Consider the following 15,564-nt stretch of genomic DNA (forward strand, 5'->3'; position numbering starts at 1 on the left):
GGACTTTCAGTAGTTGATCAAGGATGCAACCAGCCGCCGAACGGCAGGTTCCGGACAACGGTGAAGACCAGCACCAACGCGCCCAGGCTCCACATCTGCACCGGCCTGAGCTCGATCCGGGCGGGCCGGCCGCGCACCGCGCGTACCACCCAGACGGTCCACACCACGGCGAAGGCCGCATAGGCGACGACCCCGGCGGCGTTGTCCTGGAGCGCGGCCAGGAAGTCGCCGTGCACGAGCGCGTGCGCGCCGCGCAGTCCGCCGCAGCCGGGGCAGTACAGGCCGGTGAGCCGGTAGAGCGGGCAGACCGGGTAGTGGCCGGGCTGGTTGGGGTCGACGGTGCCGACGTAGGCGAAGGCCCCCACGACCGCGGCCATCACCCCCGCGGGCACGGCCAGCCGGCCGCGCAGGGCGGAGGGCGCCGGGACGGCTGCGCTGGGTCTGTCGGCGTTCACGCCTCGCATTGTGCCCCGTACCGGTCGGCACGCGCGCGCGAGGGGCGCCCCGGAGACTCCGGGGCGCCCCTCGCGGGAAAGTCCGGGGATCAGCCCTCGACGCCGGCCGGCTCGGCCTTGACGACCGGGGCCGGGGTGGTGGTGTAGGAGATCGCGCCGCTCTCCTTGGGCTGGCCGAGCCCCATGGAGCGCATGATCAGGCCGACCACGCCACCGAGGGCCACGATCACCATGCCGGCCCAGAAGCCCACCGGCTGCGCCATCACCATGAAGGCGCCCGAGACACAGAAACCGATGAAGGCGATGATGACGCCGGTCCAGGCGGCCGGGGTGTGACCGTGGCTGCTGCCCGCCATGACTTGCTCCTCGTTTGACTGGTGCGTGTCGTACGGGCCGTCCGTGCGAGCTCGTACGTGTCCTTCCGGACGCTCGTCCTCCATTGTCCCGTACGCCTGCTCGCGCAGGACGCGGGGGTGGCGTCTGATTCACCACATCCGGTCACCCGCCCCGCAGGGGCGCGGGGGACCGCACCACCAGCCATGACGTACCCGCGGCCGGGTCACGGCGTCAGACAGGGCCTAGGCCCCGGTGGGGTCCTCTCCGCGGTCCAGCGCCTTCCAGATGTCCTCGGGACGGTCGGGGTCCACCGGCTTCGGCGCGCGCCGCGGCCGCTGCGCCCCGGTGCCGCGCTCGTAGCGCCCGGACATCGCGGGCCACAGCCGGCCGTAGCGCAGCGCGAGCAGCCCGGCGACCAGGATGAGCGCACCGCCGACCGCGGCGACGTACGGCCAGCCGGTATGGCTGAGGGCGTCGACCGTGGCCGAGGTGTCGCCGCTGGCCTGGGCGGCCTTCTCGTCGAGCGCGGAGTCGTCGGAGGCACCCAGCAGGGCGGCGGCGGCGATCCCGGCGCCGGACAGCGCGAGCAGTCCGGAGACCATGAAGCGGCCGGCCCTGCGGACGGCGAAGACGGCGACGAGCGCGGCGAGGCCCACTATGGCGAGGGCCGCGGGGACGCCCGTGACGTCGCTGCCCTTGGCGGTCAGCGGGAAGTCGCCGCCGGCCACCGTCGCGGTGCCCTCCGCCCAGCGCTGCCGGGTGGACAGCAGGGCCACGGCCGCGCCGAGCGCACCGAGCAGCAGCGCCGCGGCGAGGCTGCGGCGGCCGGACCGCTCGGGTTCGGCGGCTTCGGATGGGGGGTGAGGAACAGCAGTCACGTACTCCACTATCGCCTGAACCCGGTGCGAACGGTCACCCGGGGTGGGGTGAGAAGCGCCCCACTTGCCGGGTCCGGGCGCCTACTTGCCCAGTCGGTTGGCCGTGTGCACGGCCCGCAGCACCGCCGCCGCCTTGTTGCGGCACTCCTGGTCCTCGGCGACCGGGTCGGAGTCGGCGACGATGCCGGCGCCCGCCTGGACGTACGCCGTGCCGTCCCGCAGCAGGGCGGTGCGGATGGCGATCGCGGTGTCGGAGTCCCCGGCGAAGTCGAGGTAGCCGACACAGCCGCCGTACAGACCCCTTCGGGACGGTTCCAGTTCGTCGATGATCTGCATCGCCCGGGGCTTGGGGGCGCCGGAGAGGGTGCCGGCCGGGAAGCAGGCGGTCAGCACGTCGAAGGCGGTGCGGCCCTCGGCGACCTTTCCGGTGACCGTCGAGACGATGTGCATGACGTGCGAGTACCGCTCGACGGACATGAAGTCGACGACCTCGACGGAGCCCGGTTCGCAGACCCGCCCCAGGTCGTTGCGGCCGAGGTCGACGAGCATCAGGTGCTCGGCGCGCTCCTTGGGGTCGGCCAGCAGCTCGTCGGCGAGGGCCTGGTCCTCCTGCGGGGTGGCCCCACGCGGTCGGGTGCCGGCGATGGGGTGGACCATGGCCCGCCCCTCCTCGACCTTGACCAGGGCTTCGGGGGACGAGCCGACGACGTCAAAACCCTCGAAGCGGAACAGGTACATGTACGGCGACGGGTTGGTGGCCCGCAGCACCCGGTAGACGTCCAGCGCGCTCGCCGTGCACGGGGTCTCGAAGCGCTGGGAGGGGACGACCTGGAAGGCCTCGCCCGCGCGGATGCGCTCCTTGACGTCCTCGACGGCCGCCTGGAAGTCGGGGCCGCCCCACAGGGCGGTGTACTCGGGGAGTTCGGACGGCGGCAGGACGGCGGGCGGCTGGGCGACCGGGCGGGAGAGGTCGGCCTCCATCGCGTCGAGACGGGCGATCGCGTCGGCGTACGCCTCGTCCACGCCCGTGTCGAGGTCGTTGTGGTTGATCGCGTTGGCGATCAGCAGGACCGAGCCCTCCCAGTGGTCCATGACGGCCAGGTCGCTGGTGAGCAGCATGGTCAGCTCGGGCAGCCGCAGGTCGTCGCGCTCCCCCGGGCCGATCTTCTCCAGGCGGCGCACGATGTCGTAGCCGAGGTAGCCGACCATGCCGCCGGTGAACGGCGGCAGGTGCTCGGTGTGCGGGGTGTGCAGGGCCTCGATGGTGGCGCGCAGGGCGGCCAGCGGGTCGCCGTCGACGGGAACGCCGACCGGCGGGGTGCCGAGCCAGTGGGCCTGGCCGTCGCGGGCGGTGAGGGTGGCGGCGGAGCGGACGCCCACGAAGGAGTAACGGGACCATCGAAAGGCGGTGCGGCCGTTCTCGGCGGACTCCAGCAGGAAGGTGCCGGGGCGCTCGGCGGCGAGCTTGCGGTAGAGCGCCACCGGGGTGTCGCCGTCGGCGAGGAGCGTGCGGGTGACCGGGATGACACGCCGGTCGGTCGCCAGCTTGCGGAAGGTCTCGAGGTCCATGGCGGCAGACCTTACTGATCCGAGGCGGGCGGGCCGGAATCGGCGCCGTCACCGCCGTCCTTGAGCAGTACGTCGGCGTCGAAGCAGGTGCGGTCGCCGGTGTGGCAGGCGGCGCCCACCTGGTCGACCTTGACCAGCACGGTGTCGGCGTCGCAGTCCAGCGCGACCGACTTCACCCACTGGAAGTGGCCGGAGGTGTCGCCCTTGACCCAGTACTCACGGCGGCTGCGCGACCAGTAGGTGCAGCGTCCCGTGGTGAGGGTGCGGTGCAGCGCCTCGTCGTCCATCCAGCCGAGCATCAGCACCTCGCCGGTGTCGTACTGCTGGGCGATGGCGGGCAGGAGGCCGTCGGCACTGCGCTTGAGGCGGGCGGCGATCTCCGGGGCGAGGCCGCGGGACGGGGACGTGCCCGTCGTACCGGTCGTACTGGTCATGCCTGCCATTGTGCCGCGCGGCACCGACAGTCACGGACCGTGTCCACTGTCCGGACGGTGAGTGGGGTCGTAGGCTGATCGTATGTCGACCTTCGCCAAGCGTGAACGGCTTCTGCTCGCCGACCTCTTGGAGACCGCCGGTCCCGAGGCGCCGACCCTCTGCGAGGGCTGGCTGACCCGGGATCTGGCCGCGCACGTGGTGGTGCGCGAGCGCCGGCCGGACGCGGCCGGGGGCACGGTGATCAAGGCGCTGGCGCCGCGGCTGGAGAAGACCACGGCCGAGTTCGCCGCGAAGCCGTACGAGGAGCTGATCCAGCTGATCCGGACCGGCCCGCCGCGCTTCTCACCCTTCCAGCTCAAGCAGGTCGACGAGGCCGCCAACACGGTCGAGTTCTACATCCACACGGAGGACGTCCGCCGGGCCCAGCCGGACTGGTCGCCGCGCGGTCTGGACCCCGTCTTCCAGGACGCCCTGTGGTCCCGTCTGGAGCGCACCGCCCGGCTGCTGGGCCGGGGGGTGCCGACCGGGCTCGTGCTGCGCCGCCCCGACGGGCAGACGGCCGTCGCCCATCGCGGCGCCCCCGTGGTCACGGTCACCGGCGAGCCCTCCGAGCTGCTGATGTTCGCCTTCGGCCGGCAGAGCGCGGCGCGGGTGGCGGTGGACGGCGACGAGAACGCGGTCGCCAAGCTGCACGAGTCCAGGCAGCTGGGCATCTGAGGAGCGCGTGATGATCAAGGTCGCGATGACGAACGTCTACGTGGACGACGTGCCGCAGGCGCACGCCTTCTACACGGGCATCCTCGGCTTCGAGACCCGCACCCACCTCGACCTGGGCGGCGGCACGCTGTTCGTCACCGTCGGCGCGCCCGAGGGAGCCCAGCCGGACCTCCAGCTGCTCCTGGAGCCCGGCGGGGGCCCCATCGCGGAGCCGTACCGCAAGGCCGTGTACGAGGCGGGGCTCCCGGCCATCGTCTTCTCGGTGGACGACGTCCGCGCGGAGTACGACCGGCTGCGCGCCCTCGGTGTCCGCTTCACGCACGAGCCGCAGGAACAGGGCCCGGTGATCGCGGCCGTCCTGGACGACACGGTCGGCAACCTCGTCCAGCTGACCCAGCCGAAGGGCTGACCGGCCTCAGCGGGGCAGTTCGGCCCGGCGCACCCCCGGCGCGACCAGGGCGACGACCCCGCCGAGTCCGCAGACGGCGGCGCTGACGACGTACACCGGGGTGGTTCCGTAGGCGCCGACGGCGGCGGCCGAGACGGGCATGCTCAACGGCGCGAGCCCGAGGCTGACCAGCCCGGAGACGGCGCTGACCCGCCCCAGGTAGCCCGGCTCGGTCTCGGTCTGGAGCATCGCCTGGCACAGCGCACCGCTCAGCCCGGCGAGCAGACCCACCAGCAGGGCCACCACCACGGCGCCGACGAGACCGGGCACCAGCGCGAGGGCGCCGATCGCGACCGACCCGGCGAGGATCGTGCACGCGGCGACCAGCCCGGCGCGCGGCAGCCGGCCGCGGACGGTCAGCAGCATTGAGGCGCACCCGGCCCCGACGCCGCACCCGGCGAGCACCCAGCCCATGCCGGCGGCACCCCAGCCGCGCCGGTCGGCGAGCAGGGTGAGCCCGACGTTGAGGGGGCCGACGAAACCGAGGTCCCCGAGCGCGATGGCCAGCATCAGCGGCGCCAGGACCCGGTGGCGGCGGGTGTAGGTGAGGCCGGCCCGCAGATCCTGCCAGGGGGTGGGGGCACGTGTGGGGGCGGCGGAGCGGTCCTCGGCGGGCAGCTCCCGCACCCGTAGGGACACCAGCAGGGGGACGGACACGGCGATCAGCAGTCCGGCGAGGCAGAACGCGGCAGCCGCGCCCCCGACGGCGACTCCGAGGCCGCCCAGGGGAGCGCCGACGACGTAGGAGAGGCGGATGACGAGTCCGCGCATGCCCTGGACGCGGGCGAGCTGGTCGTGGGACGTCACGCGCGCGGGGAGGGCGCCCACGGCGGGCATGAACACGGCGTCGACGGTGCCGAAGACCAGGGCGAGCACGGCCAGCGGCCACAGGCCGGGGCTGGTCAGGAACAGCAGCGCGGCCACGGCGAGCACGGCCGCGCAGCGCACCGCGTCGCTGCCGATGACGACCCGGCGCGGCCCCAGCCGGTCCGCGACCACCCCGCCGAACAGCATCAGCACCGCTCTCGGCAGCGCGCTGACGGACATCACGATCCCGGCCTGCGCGGGCGAGCCGGCCTGGACGGCGGCCCAGGACAGGGCGAGGTAGTAGACGCTGTCACCGACCATGGAGCAGGCGTAGGCGGCGAGCCAGCGCAGGACGTTGGGATCACGGTGGGCGGGGCGGTGAGCGGCGGGTGCGGTGGGTAAGCCGGTCGCGGTCACGGTGACGAGCCCTCCTCAGAGCCGGAACGGGAAGCCGTACGTGTACAGCGCGACGTTCTCGCGCCCGTCCGCTGCGGCGGACCGGCTCTTTTCCGCGTACTTGTAGAGGACAGCGTCCAACTCGCCCTTCATGGCCGCGAGTTCCTCCGCAGTCAGCCTCAGCAGAAACTCGCTGTCGATGACCGCGGCGTTCCACTCGGGAGGCCAGGCCGGGCGTTCGTCCAGGTAACGGCGGTATCGGTCGGCGCGCTGGTCATGGAAGAGCCGGGTGGCGGCGAGGTGGGCGGCGGCCTTCTGCGGTTCGTCACGGAAGTCGGCGTCCCGGATCGTCACACCGTCCGAGGCGGGCTGCCACCAGCGTTCCCGGCCGTCCCCCGACTGCCGCTCCGCCTCCTCGATCAGGCCATGCTCGGCCAGCTTGCGCAGGTGGTAGCTGACGAGGGACACGGCCTCGTCCACACGCGCGGCGAGCTGCGATGCCGTGGCTGCCCGTTCCAGGTACAGCAGACGGTAGAGGTCCGCGCGCAGCGGGTGAGCCAGAGCCTTCAGCGTGCCCACGTCGGTGATCCGGCGGTTCTCCGAACTTGCCATGCCCACGACTCTAGGTAAGGAAAGAAAAGTTGCGCAACAGATTTTGCGCAACTTTCCTTTTGTATCTGCCCGCTGAAAAGCCCCGGCGCCGGCGCCGGGGCTTCAGCTCGGTGGCGCGTCACCGTACGGGGTGACCCGCCTTCCGCAGCGTCTGCTTGACCTCGCCGATCCTGAGGTCGCCGAAGTGGAAGACCGAGGCGGCGAGGACCGCGTCCGCGCCCGCCGAGACGGCAGGGGGGAAGTGGGCGAGGGCGCCGGCGCCGCCGGACGCGATGACCGGGACCGTGACGTGCTTGCGGACCGCGCCGATCATCTCCAGGTCGTAGCCGTCCTTGGTGCCGTCCGCGTCCATCGAGTTGAGCAGGATCTCCCCCGCGCCCAGCTCGGCCGCCCGGTGCGCCCACTCGACCGCGTCGATGCCGGTGCCGCGGCGGCCGCCGTGCGTCGTCACCTCGAAGGACCCCGACTCGGTGCGGCGGGCGTCGACCGACAGGACCAGGACCTGACGGCCGAAGCGTTCGGCGATCTCCCGGATCAGCTCGGGGCGCGCGATGGCCGCCGTGTTGACGCCCACCTTGTCGGCACCGGCGCGCAGGAGCTTGTCGACGTCCTCGGCGGTACGGACGCCACCGCCGACCGTCAGCGGGATGAACACCTGCTCGGCGGTGCGGCGCACCACGTCGTAGGTGGTCTCGCGGTTGCCGGAGGACGCGGTGATGTCCAGGAAGGTCAGCTCGTCGGCGCCCTCCGCGTCGTACACCTTGGCCATCTCGACCGGGTCGCCCGCGTCGCGCAGGTTCTGGAAGTTGACGCCCTTGACGACCCGGCCGTTGTCCACGTCCAGGCAGGGGATGACTCGGACCGCCAGGGTCATGAATCCACGGCTCCTCTGTATGCCTCTAGCTCTACTTCGACCAGGATGCGCGGGTCGACGAAGCCCTCCACCACCAGCAGGGTGGACACCGGGCGCACCGCGTCGAAGAACTCCTTGTGGGCCCGGCCCACCGCGTCCACGTCCCGTACGTGGGTCAGGTACATCCGGGTCCGGAGCACGGACCCGACATCGAGCCCGAACTCGCCGAGCGCCTCGACGGCACTCGCGAAGGCCACCTTGGCCTGTTCGTACGGGTCGCCCTCGCCGTACAGCACCGTGCCTTTGAAGGACGTCGTGCCGCCCACCAGCACCCGGTCGCCCGCCGCCACGGCGCGGGCGAAACCGAAGGACTCTTCCCAGGGACTTCCGCTCTGCACGCGCCGCACGGCATCGGACGTCATCGTGACACTGCCTCCAGTGCTTCTTCCAAGGTGAACGCCTTGGCGTACAGGGCCTTGCCGACGATGGCGCCCTCGACACCGAGGGGTACCAGTTCGGCCAGCGCGCGGAGGTCGTCCAGCGACGACACGCCGCCGGAGGCCACGACCGGCCGGTCCGTCGCCGCGCACACGTTCCTCAGCAGCTCCAGGTTGGGGCCCTGGAGGGTGCCGTCCTTGGCGATGTCGGTGACGACGTACCGGGCGCAGCCCTCCTTGTCGAGGCGGGCCAGCGTCTCGTAGAGGTCGCCGCCGTCGCGGGTCCAGCCGCGGCCCCTGAGGGTCGTACCGCGTACGTCCAGACCGACCGCGATCTTGTCGCCGTGCTCGGCGATGACCTTGGCGACCCACTCGGGGGACTCCAGGGCGGCCGTCCCGAGGTTGACCCGGGTGCAGCCGGTGGCGAGCGCGGCGGCCAGCGTGGCGTCGTCCCGGATGCCTCCGGACAGCTCGACCTTGACGTGCAGTTCGTTCAGGCGATCCGCGACCTCGGCGACCAGGGCGCGGTTGTCGCCCGTGCCGAACGCGGCGTCCAGGTCGACCAGGTGCAGCCACTCGGCGCCCGACCGCTGCCAGGAGAGGGCGGCCTCGAGCGGGGAGCCGTAGGAGGTCTCGGAGCCCGACTCGCCGTGCACGAGGCGGACGGCCTGGCCGTCACGGACGTCGACGGCGGGGAGGAGTTCGAGCGTGCTCACAGTGTTCCGATCCAGTTGGTGAGGAGCTGGGCGCCGGCGTCGCCGGACTTCTCGGGGTGGAACTGGGTGGCCCACAGGGCGCCGTTCTCGACGGCCGCGACGAACGGCTTGCCGTGCGTCGACCAGGTCACCCTGGGCGCGTGCAGCGTCGGGTTGTGCACCTCCAGCGACCAGTCGTGGACGGCGTAGGAGTGCACGAAGTAGAAGCGCGCGTCCGCGTCCAGACCGGCGAACAGCTCGGAGCCGGCCGGTGCGTCCACGGTGTTCCAGCCCATGTGGGGCACGATCTCGGCCTGGAGCGGCTCGACCGAGCCGGGCCACTCGTCCAGACCCTCGGTCTCCACGCCGTGCTCGATGCCGCGCGCGAACAGGACCTGCATGCCGACGCAGATGCCCATCACGGGCCGTCCGCCGGACAGCCGGCGGTCGATGATCCAGTCCCCGCGGGCCTCCTTGAGGCCCTTCATGCACGCGGCGAAGGCGCCGACGCCCGGCACCAGCAGGCCGTCCGCGTTCATCGCCCTGTCGTAGTCACGGGTGATCTCGACGTCGGCCCCGGTACGGGCGAGGGCCCGCTCCGCGGACCGGACGTTGCCGAAGCCGTAGTCGAAGACCACCACGCTCTTGGGCGCGGTCAATTCCACACCTCCAGCCTCATGACACCCGCCACCAGGCACATCGCGGCGCCTATCGAGAGCAGCACGATCAGGCTGGTGGGCATCTTCTGCTTGACGAAGGAGATGATGCCGCCGACCAGGAACAGGCCGACGACGATCAGGACGGTCGAGAGGCCGTTCACAGCGCGCCCTTCGTGGAGGGGAGGATGCCGGCCGCGCGCGGGTCGCGCTCGGAGGCGTAGCGCAGGGCCCGGGCCAGCGCCTTGAACTGGCACTCCACGATGTGGTGGGCGTTGCGTCCGTAGGGCACGTGCACGTGCAGGGCGATCTGCGCCTGGGCGACGAAGGACTCCAGGATGTGCCGGGTCATCGTGGTGTCGTACTCGCCGATCATCGGAGCCATCTTCTCCGGCTCGGTGTGCACGAGGTACGGGCGGCCGGACAGGTCGACGGTGACCTGGGCGAGGGACTCGTCCAGCGGGACCGTGCAGTTGCCGAACCGGTAGATGCCGACCTTGTCGCCGAGGGCCTGCTTGAAGGCGGCGCCGAGGGCGAGGGCGGTGTCCTCGATGGTGTGGTGCGAGTCGATGTGCAGGTCGCCGTCGGTCTTGACGGTGAGGTCGAACAGACCGTGCCGGCCGAGCTGGTCGAGCATGTGGTCGTAGAAGCCGACGCCCGTCTTGATGTCGGTCTTGCCGGTGCCGTCGAGGTCGATCTCGACCAGGACCGAGGTCTCCTTGGTGGTGCGCTCCACGCGCCCTACGCGGGTCATGCGTCCAGCTCCTTCTTGACTTCACGTACCGCGTCGAGGAACGCGTCGTTCTCTTCGGGGGTTCCGGCGGACACGCGCAGGAAGCCGGGCACGCCGTTGTCCCGGACGAGGACCCCCCGGTCGAGGATCTTCTGCCACACGCCGTGCGGGTCCGCGAACCGCCCGAACTGCACGAAGTTGGCGTCGGACTCGGTGACCTCCAGGCCCAGCGCCCGCATCTCGGTCACCAGCCGGTCGCGCTCGGCCTTCAGCTGCTCCACGTACTTCAGCAGCGTGTCGGTGTGCTCCAGGGCGGCCAGGGCGGTCGCCTGGGTGATCGCCGACAGGTGGTACGGCAGTCGTACGAGCTGGACCGCGTCCACCACCGCGGGGTGCGCGGCGAGATAGCCGAGGCGCAGGCCGGCCGCGCCGAAGGCCTTGGACATGGTGCGGGAGACGACGAGATTCGGCCGACCTTCGAGCAGGGGCAGCAGCGAGTCGCCGTGGCTGAACTCGACGTACGCCTCGTCGACGACGACCATTGACGGCCTGGCCGCCTGGGCCGCCTCGTACAGCGCGAGGACCGTCTCGGGCGGTACCGCGTTGCCGGTGGGGTTGTTGGGGGTGGTGATGAACACGACGTCGGGCCGGTGCTCGGCGATCGCGCGCGTGGCGGCCTCGGTGTCGATGGTGAAGTCGGCGCCCCGCGGACCGGAGAGCCAGCGCGTGCCGGTGCCGCGCGCGATGAGCCCGTGCATCGAGTACGACGGCTCGAAGCCGATCGCCGAACGGCCGGGACCGCCGAAGGTCTGCAACAGCTGCTGGATGACCTCGTTGGAGCCGTTGGCCGCCCAGACGTTCTCGAGGGAGAGCGGGTGGTTGCCGGTCTTCGTCAGGTACCTGGCCAGCTCGGTGCGGAGCTGCACCGCGTCCCGGTCGGGGTAGCGGTTCAGGTCGCGGGCGGCCTCGCGGACCCGCTCGGTGATCCGCTCCACCAGGGGCTCGGGCAGGGGGTACGGGTTCTCGTTCGTGTTCAGCCGGACCGGGACGTCCAGCTGGGGCGCGCCGTAGGGGGACTTGCCGCGCAGCTCGTCCCGTACGGGGAGATCGTCGATTCCGAAGTTCACTTGCTCGCCGGTACCTTCCACCCGAACCTTGCCTTGATCGCCGCGCCGTGCGCGGGCAGGTCCTCCGCCTCCGCCAGCGTGACCACGTGGTGCGCGACCTCGGCCAGCGCGTCCTTCGTGTAGTCGACGATGTGGATGCCGCGCAGGAAGGACTGGACGGACAGGCCCGAGGAGTGGCAGGCGCAGCCGCCGGTGGGCAGCACGTGGTTGGAGCCCGCCGCGTAGTCCCCGAGGGAGACCGGCGCCCAGGGGCCGATGAAGATCGCGCCCGCGTTCCTGACCCGGTCGGCGACCGCGGCGGCGTCGGCGGTCTGGATCTCCAGGTGCTCGGCGCCGTACGCGTCGACGACCCGCAGGCCCTCCTCGATCCCGTCGACCAGGACGATCGCGGACTGCCTGCCCTTCAGGGCCGGCACGATCCGGTCGTCGACGTGCCGGGTCGCGGCGACCTGGGGGGTCAGCTCGCGCTCGACCGCGTCGGCGAGCTCGGCCGAGTCGGTGACCAGGACGGCCGCGGCCAGCGGGTCGTGCTCGGCCTGGCTGATCAGGTCGGCGGCGACGTGCACCGGGTCCGCGGTGGAGTCCGCGAGGACGGCGATCTCGGTCGGGCCGGCCTCGGCGTCGATGCCGATCTTTCCGGTGAAGTAGCGCTTGGCGGCGGCCACCCAGATGTTGCCGGGGCCGGTGACCATGTCGGCGGGCGGGCAGGACTCGGTGCCGTGGGCGAACATCGCGACGGCCGTGGCGCCGCCGGCCGCGTACACCTCGTCGACGCCGAGCAGGGCGCAGGCGGCGAGGATCGTGGGGTGCGGCAGGCCCCCGAAGTCGGCCTGCGGCGGCGAGGCGAGCGCGATGGACGCGACGCCGGCCTCCTGCGCGGGCACCGCGTTCATGATCACGGAGGAGGGGTAGACCGAGCGGCCGCCGGGCGCGTACAGCCCGACCCGGTCGACCGGCACCCACTTCTCGGTGACCGAGCCACCGGGCACGACCTGGGTCGTGTGGGTCGTACGACGCTGTTCGCGGTGGACGAGACGGGCGCGCCGGATGGACTCCTCCAGGGCCGCGCGCACCGCCGGGTCGAGCTCGGCGAGGGCCTTCTCCAGCGCCGCGGCGGGGACCCGCACCTGCTCCAGCGTGACCCCGTCGAACTTCTCGGCGAAGTCGATCAGCGCCGCGTCGCCCCGATGATGCACGGCCTCGCAGATCGGACGCACCTTCTCCAGGGCGGCCGAGACGTCGAAGTCGGCTCGGGGCAGCAGGTCGCGCAGGGCGGGTCCCTCGGGAAGGGCGTCGCCGCGCAGATCGATTCGGGAGATCACGGAACCAATTCTCGCAGACCGGTGTGACAGACGGTGCGCGCGTATCAATGGCTGATACAGAACGCGGGCCAACGGCTGGTACATAGCCTGGCCTGAACCCGGAAGATCACCTTCACCTCCTGTGTTCGAAGCGTGACGCACCGGGCATCACCGCTGGGACCACATGACTCACGAGTAGCTGAGGAAGAAGGAAGAGCCGTGACCGAGGGGGACGACGTCCGGGACGGGGAACTGCCGGACGATCTGACCGCCGCCGAGGCCGGTATGTGGCAGGCGTTCCGCAACGGCAGCGTGTACGACCTGAGCAGCGGGGACGCGCGGGTGGACGATCCGCACGGCGGCCACCCGTGGGGTCCGGAGCGGACCGTGCGGGCCCGGATCGTCTGCTGGCTGCTGCTCGACGGGCCGCCGGCCCTCGCGGGCCGGGTGGCCGCGCTGAAGCTGACCGGCGTACGGGTCAGCGGCACGCTGGACCTGGCGGGCGGCACGGTCCTGCCGTACGTGGAGCTGCGCGGCTGCCGGTTCGACGACGAGGTGCTGCTGCCGGAGGCGCACTTCACCACCGCGCGGTTCGTGGACTGCGCGGCACCGCGCCTGGAGGCCGCCCGCGTGCGCACGGAGGGTGACCTGCATCTGCCGCGCTGCCGCTTCCTCGGCGGGGTCCGGCTCACCGACGCGCACATCGGCACCGATCTGCTGCTGAACCAGGCGGTGGTGTACCGGGACCGCAGCGGCCGGTCGATCGCGGCGGACGGCATGACCGTGGGCCAGGACCTCCAGGCAGATCTGCTGGAGTCGCACGGCGAGCTGAGCCTGCGCAGCGCCAAGGTGGGCGTCTCGCTGAGCCTGCGGGGCGCCCGGCTGCTCAACCCCGGCGGGCGGTTCGCCCTCAACGCGCCCCAGCTGACCGTCGGCCGCACCCTGTACCTGACCCCGGCCGGGGTGGGCGGCCCCTGGCAGAGCGGCACCACCCCGGCGCGCGGGACCCGCATCCAGCGGTTCGAGTGCCGGGGCGGGATCCGGCTGGACGACGGGCGGTTCGGGGACGCCGTCGACCTGGAGCGGGCCCGGTTCGCCTTCACGGACGACCAGCAGCTGTCGCTGCGCCGGGTGCAGGCGCCGGAGCTGCGGTTCCTCGGTGAGGAGCCGCAGCGGGGCGGGGTGCTGCTGTCCGGCGCCCGGGTGGTCAACCTGGTGGACCGGGCGGCGAGCTGGCCGGGGCCGGGGCGGCTGCACATGGGCGGGTTCGCCTATGAAAACCTGGTGCCGCAGGGGCCGTTCCCGCTGACCCGGCGGCTCGGCTGGGTGGCGGCGGCGACCGCCGAGTACAACCCGGAGCCCTACGAGCGGCTCGCGGCCGTGCTGCGGGCGGCCGGCGAGGACGAGGACGCGCGCGAGGTGCTGCTCGCCAAGCAGCGCCGGCGCCGCGAGACGCTGCCGCTGGCCGCCAAGCTGTGGGGGTACGCCCAGGACCTGACGGTGGCCTACGGCTACCGGCCGGGCCGGGCCGCGGTGTGGATGGCCGTGCTGTGGGCGGCCGGCACGCTCGCCTTCGCGCACGCCCCGCATCCGCCGATGAGTGCCGGCGGCCACCCGGTGTGGGACCCCGCGCTGTTCGTCCTCGACCTGCTGCTGCCGGTGATCGACCTGGGGCAGGCGGGCCAGTGGCGGCTCAGCGGCGGCTGGCAGTGGGCGGCGGCCGTGATGATCCTGCTGGGCTGGGTGCTGGCGACGACGGTGGCGGCGGGGGCGACGCGGCTGCTGCGCCGGGGGTAGCCGCGCCCGCCATGGCCGCGCCCGCCGTAGCCGCGCCCGCCGTAGCCGCGCCCGCCGTAGCCGCGCCTGCCGTGGCTGCGCCTGCCGTGGCCGGACTCCGGGTACGGCGCCGTACCGGTGACGGACAGCGACCCCGCAGATGAGCAGCAGTCACCTTTTACCCGTCCTTGACTTTGAAACGTACAACTTTCGTGGAGTTGCCGTGACGGTCTGGCGCGGGCCGGACCTGCGGACTTTCAATGGCGGAACCATGGCTTCGCTGCGCGCGCTGTTCCGCTCCGCACGGACGGCAAGACCCACTCCGCGCCCCGCCCACGGCCCGTTCCCGGCCGAGGACGAGGTGCTCCTCGACGTGCCCGACGACCGGCTCGCTCCGGCTCTGGTCGCGGCCGGTCAGGGTGCGTACGGCCCGGCCGCGGCGCTGCTCGCCGGCACCCGGGCCGCCGCCGACTGGGAGGCGCGGGACCGGTACGTCCACCGGCTGGCCCTCTTCGCCCGCTCCCGCGTGGAGTGGCTGGACGACTGGCACGCGGCCGCTCCGCAGGATCCCGACCTGCTCGTGCTGCGGGCCCAGCTTGCGGTGGACCACGCCTGGGACTCCCCGGCCCGCGCAGAGATGCTACGCGCGGTGAATCCCGTGATCACGGCCGCCGCCAGGGGCGACGACCGGGACCCGGTGCCGTGGCGGATCGCGCTGGACCACGCCCGGGGGTCGAACGCCGGTCACCGGTACTTCGAGGAGCTGTGGGAGGCGGCGGTCCGGCGCGCCCCGCACCACTACGGCTGCCATGTGGCGGCCCTGCGCTACCTGGCCACCTACTGGCACGGCTCGCACCACGAATGCTTCGACTTCGCCGACCTCGCCGCCCAGGACGCCCCGGCCGACTCGCTCGTCCAGGCCCTGCCGGCCCGCGCGGCCTTCGCCTACCTCACCGACGACTGCGGCCCCGAGGTGCCCCGGACCCGGCTGGACGCGGCGGCCGACCGGGCGATCGCCCTCTCCGCCCGGTTCCCGGCGGCCGACCTGTGGCCGGCCGAGGTCCGCAACAAACTGATGTACCTGCTGGTCCGCCTGGAGCGCTGGGAGGCCGCCCGCACCCAGCTGCACCTGATCGGCCCGTACGTCACGTCCTTCCCGTGGGACCGGCTGTCCGACGACCCGCTGGGCCACTTCGTACGGCTCCGCGCCGACCTGCTGGCCGGGACGGAACCGCTCCTCGAGGCCGGAACGGTCCCCTCCCCGAGGAGCACCGGGCGCCCACGGACCGAGCACGGCGGACACGTCACCGCCGATGACCACTAGGCTGTGGCG

At 72.5% G+C, this 15,564-nt stretch carries 19 protein-coding genes; 4 read left to right on the forward strand and 15 right to left on the reverse strand.

Annotated features, from left to right (window positions below):
* Positions 1–17 precede the first annotated feature (17 nt).
* The 5 genes from MB828_RS45995 to hisI all read right to left on the reverse strand — a co-directional run bounded on the left by MB828_RS45995 (position 18) and on the right by hisI (position 3,681).
* Positions 18–464, reverse strand: a complete 447-nt coding sequence (locus MB828_RS45995; RefSeq protein ID WP_301653355.1) for a DUF2752 domain-containing protein — start codon at positions 462–464, stop codon at positions 18–20.
* Between the two features lie 80 nt (positions 465–544).
* Positions 545–811 carry an HGxxPAAW family protein gene (locus MB828_RS46000; RefSeq protein WP_133028306.1) on the reverse strand — a complete coding sequence of 89 codons (267 nt, stop codon included), beginning with the start codon at positions 809–811 and terminating at the stop codon, positions 545–547.
* A 222-nt stretch (positions 812–1,033) separates the two neighbouring features.
* The gene (locus MB828_RS46005; RefSeq protein ID WP_301653356.1) at positions 1,034–1,678 is read right to left on the reverse strand and encodes a TIGR02234 family membrane protein; all 645 of its coding nucleotides are present in this window, start codon (positions 1,676–1,678) and stop codon (positions 1,034–1,036) included.
* A gap of 72 nt (positions 1,679–1,750) precedes the next feature.
* The gene (locus tag MB828_RS46010; protein WP_301653357.1) at positions 1,751–3,238 is read right to left on the reverse strand and encodes an anthranilate synthase component I; all 1,488 of its coding nucleotides are present in this window, start codon (positions 3,236–3,238) and stop codon (positions 1,751–1,753) included.
* A gap of 11 nt (positions 3,239–3,249) precedes the next feature.
* Positions 3,250–3,681: a phosphoribosyl-AMP cyclohydrolase gene (hisI, locus tag MB828_RS46015; RefSeq protein WP_430381526.1), complete on the reverse strand. Its 432-nt coding sequence runs from the start codon at positions 3,679–3,681 to the stop codon at positions 3,250–3,252.
* 73 nt (positions 3,682–3,754) lie between these two features.
* On the opposite strand from hisI, the gene MB828_RS46020 reads away from it, so the two are divergent.
* Together MB828_RS46020 and MB828_RS46025 are read left to right on the forward strand one after the other, a co-directional pair.
* Positions 3,755–4,390: a TIGR03085 family metal-binding protein gene (locus MB828_RS46020; protein ID WP_133028302.1), complete on the forward strand. Its 636-nt coding sequence runs from the start codon at positions 3,755–3,757 to the stop codon at positions 4,388–4,390.
* Positions 4,391–4,400: 10 nt separating this feature from the next.
* Positions 4,401–4,799: a VOC family protein gene (locus MB828_RS46025; RefSeq protein WP_301653358.1), complete on the forward strand. Its 399-nt coding sequence runs from the start codon at positions 4,401–4,403 to the stop codon at positions 4,797–4,799.
* Positions 4,800–4,805: 6 nt separating this feature from the next.
* On the opposite strand, the gene MB828_RS46030 is transcribed toward MB828_RS46025, so the two are convergent.
* The 10 genes from MB828_RS46030 to hisD form a co-directional block, all read right to left on the reverse strand.
* The gene (locus MB828_RS46030; protein WP_301653359.1) at positions 4,806–6,062 is read right to left on the reverse strand and encodes an MFS transporter; all 1,257 of its coding nucleotides are present in this window, start codon (positions 6,060–6,062) and stop codon (positions 4,806–4,808) included.
* Between the two features lie 15 nt (positions 6,063–6,077).
* The gene (locus MB828_RS46035; RefSeq protein WP_301653360.1) at positions 6,078–6,653 is read right to left on the reverse strand and encodes an ArsR/SmtB family transcription factor; all 576 of its coding nucleotides are present in this window, start codon (positions 6,651–6,653) and stop codon (positions 6,078–6,080) included.
* 118 nt (positions 6,654–6,771) lie between these two features.
* The gene (gene hisF / locus MB828_RS46040; RefSeq protein WP_301653361.1) at positions 6,772–7,527 is read right to left on the reverse strand and encodes an imidazole glycerol phosphate synthase subunit HisF; all 756 of its coding nucleotides are present in this window, start codon (positions 7,525–7,527) and stop codon (positions 6,772–6,774) included.
* A complete protein-coding gene (locus MB828_RS46045; protein ID WP_301653362.1) occupies positions 7,524–7,928 on the reverse strand; it encodes a RidA family protein in 405 nt (134 codons plus the stop codon). Before MB828_RS46045 ends, hisF begins: the two co-directional genes overlap by 4 nt.
* On the reverse strand, positions 7,925–8,659 hold the full coding sequence (gene priA, locus MB828_RS46050) for a bifunctional 1-(5-phosphoribosyl)-5-((5-phosphoribosylamino)methylideneamino)imidazole-4-carboxamide isomerase/phosphoribosylanthranilate isomerase PriA (RefSeq protein WP_133028296.1): 735 nt from the start codon (positions 8,657–8,659) through the stop codon (positions 7,925–7,927). The genes MB828_RS46045 and priA overlap by 4 nt, the downstream gene beginning before the upstream one ends.
* Positions 8,656–9,297 carry an imidazole glycerol phosphate synthase subunit HisH gene (gene hisH / locus MB828_RS46055; RefSeq protein ID WP_133028295.1) on the reverse strand — a complete coding sequence of 214 codons (642 nt, stop codon included), beginning with the start codon at positions 9,295–9,297 and terminating at the stop codon, positions 8,656–8,658. Before hisH ends, priA begins: the two co-directional genes overlap by 4 nt.
* Entirely contained in the window at positions 9,294–9,458 is a 165-nt protein-coding gene (locus MB828_RS46060; protein ID WP_046729563.1) for a hypothetical protein, read from the reverse strand. The genes hisH and MB828_RS46060 overlap by 4 nt, the downstream gene beginning before the upstream one ends.
* A complete protein-coding gene (gene hisB / locus MB828_RS46065) occupies positions 9,455–10,048 on the reverse strand; it encodes an imidazoleglycerol-phosphate dehydratase HisB (protein ID WP_133028294.1) in 594 nt (197 codons plus the stop codon). The genes MB828_RS46060 and hisB overlap by 4 nt, the downstream gene beginning before the upstream one ends.
* A complete protein-coding gene (locus MB828_RS46070) occupies positions 10,045–11,154 on the reverse strand; it encodes a histidinol-phosphate transaminase (RefSeq protein ID WP_301653363.1) in 1,110 nt (369 codons plus the stop codon). The genes hisB and MB828_RS46070 overlap by 4 nt, the downstream gene beginning before the upstream one ends.
* Positions 11,151–12,476 (reverse strand): histidinol dehydrogenase, encoded by a 1,326-nt coding sequence (hisD, locus tag MB828_RS46075; RefSeq protein WP_301653364.1) that lies wholly within the window; start codon positions 12,474–12,476, stop codon positions 11,151–11,153. The genes MB828_RS46070 and hisD overlap by 4 nt, the downstream gene beginning before the upstream one ends.
* A gap of 198 nt (positions 12,477–12,674) precedes the next feature.
* On the opposite strand from hisD, the gene MB828_RS46080 reads away from it, so the two are divergent.
* Both MB828_RS46080 and MB828_RS46085 read left to right on the forward strand, forming a co-directional pair.
* Entirely contained in the window at positions 12,675–14,252 is a 1,578-nt protein-coding gene (locus MB828_RS46080; RefSeq protein WP_301653365.1) for an oxidoreductase, read from the forward strand.
* Positions 14,253–14,502: 250 nt separating this feature from the next.
* Complete coding sequence (locus MB828_RS46085) at positions 14,503–15,555, forward strand: hypothetical protein (protein ID WP_301653366.1); 1,053 nt, start codon at positions 14,503–14,505, stop codon at positions 15,553–15,555.
* The last annotated feature ends 9 nt before the right edge of the window (positions 15,556–15,564 follow it).

Source organism: Streptomyces arenae, assembly GCF_022343545.1.
Lineage (GTDB): Bacteria > Actinomycetota > Actinomycetes > Streptomycetales > Streptomycetaceae > Streptomyces > Streptomyces humi.

Bases quoted from the DNA above. Each gene is read 5' to 3' on its own strand.
- hisB (WP_133028294.1), bottom strand. From the start codon at position 10,048: ATGACCCGCGTAGGGCGCGTGGAGCGCACCACCAAGGAGACCTCGGTC.
- MB828_RS46045 (WP_301653362.1), bottom strand. From the start codon at position 7,928: ATGACGTCCGATGCCGTGCGGCGCGTGCAGAGCGGAAGTCCCTGGGAA.
- MB828_RS45995 (WP_301653355.1), bottom strand. From the start codon at position 464: ATGCGAGGCGTGAACGCCGACAGACCCAGCGCAGCCGTCCCGGCGCCC.
- MB828_RS46010 (WP_301653357.1), bottom strand. From the start codon at position 3,238: ATGGACCTCGAGACCTTCCGCAAGCTGGCGACCGACCGGCGTGTCATC.
- MB828_RS46085 (WP_301653366.1), top strand. From the start codon at position 14,503: ATGGCTTCGCTGCGCGCGCTGTTCCGCTCCGCACGGACGGCAAGACCC.
- MB828_RS46000 (WP_133028306.1), bottom strand. From the start codon at position 811: ATGGCGGGCAGCAGCCACGGTCACACCCCGGCCGCCTGGACCGGCGTC.
- MB828_RS46025 (WP_301653358.1), top strand. From the start codon at position 4,401: ATGATCAAGGTCGCGATGACGAACGTCTACGTGGACGACGTGCCGCAG.
- hisF (WP_301653361.1), bottom strand. From the start codon at position 7,527: ATGACCCTGGCGGTCCGAGTCATCCCCTGCCTGGACGTGGACAACGGC.
- MB828_RS46020 (WP_133028302.1), top strand. From the start codon at position 3,755: ATGTCGACCTTCGCCAAGCGTGAACGGCTTCTGCTCGCCGACCTCTTG.
- hisI (WP_430381526.1), bottom strand. From the start codon at position 3,681: ATGGCAGGCATGACCAGTACGACCGGTACGACGGGCACGTCCCCGTCC.
- MB828_RS46035 (WP_301653360.1), bottom strand. From the start codon at position 6,653: ATGGCAAGTTCGGAGAACCGCCGGATCACCGACGTGGGCACGCTGAAG.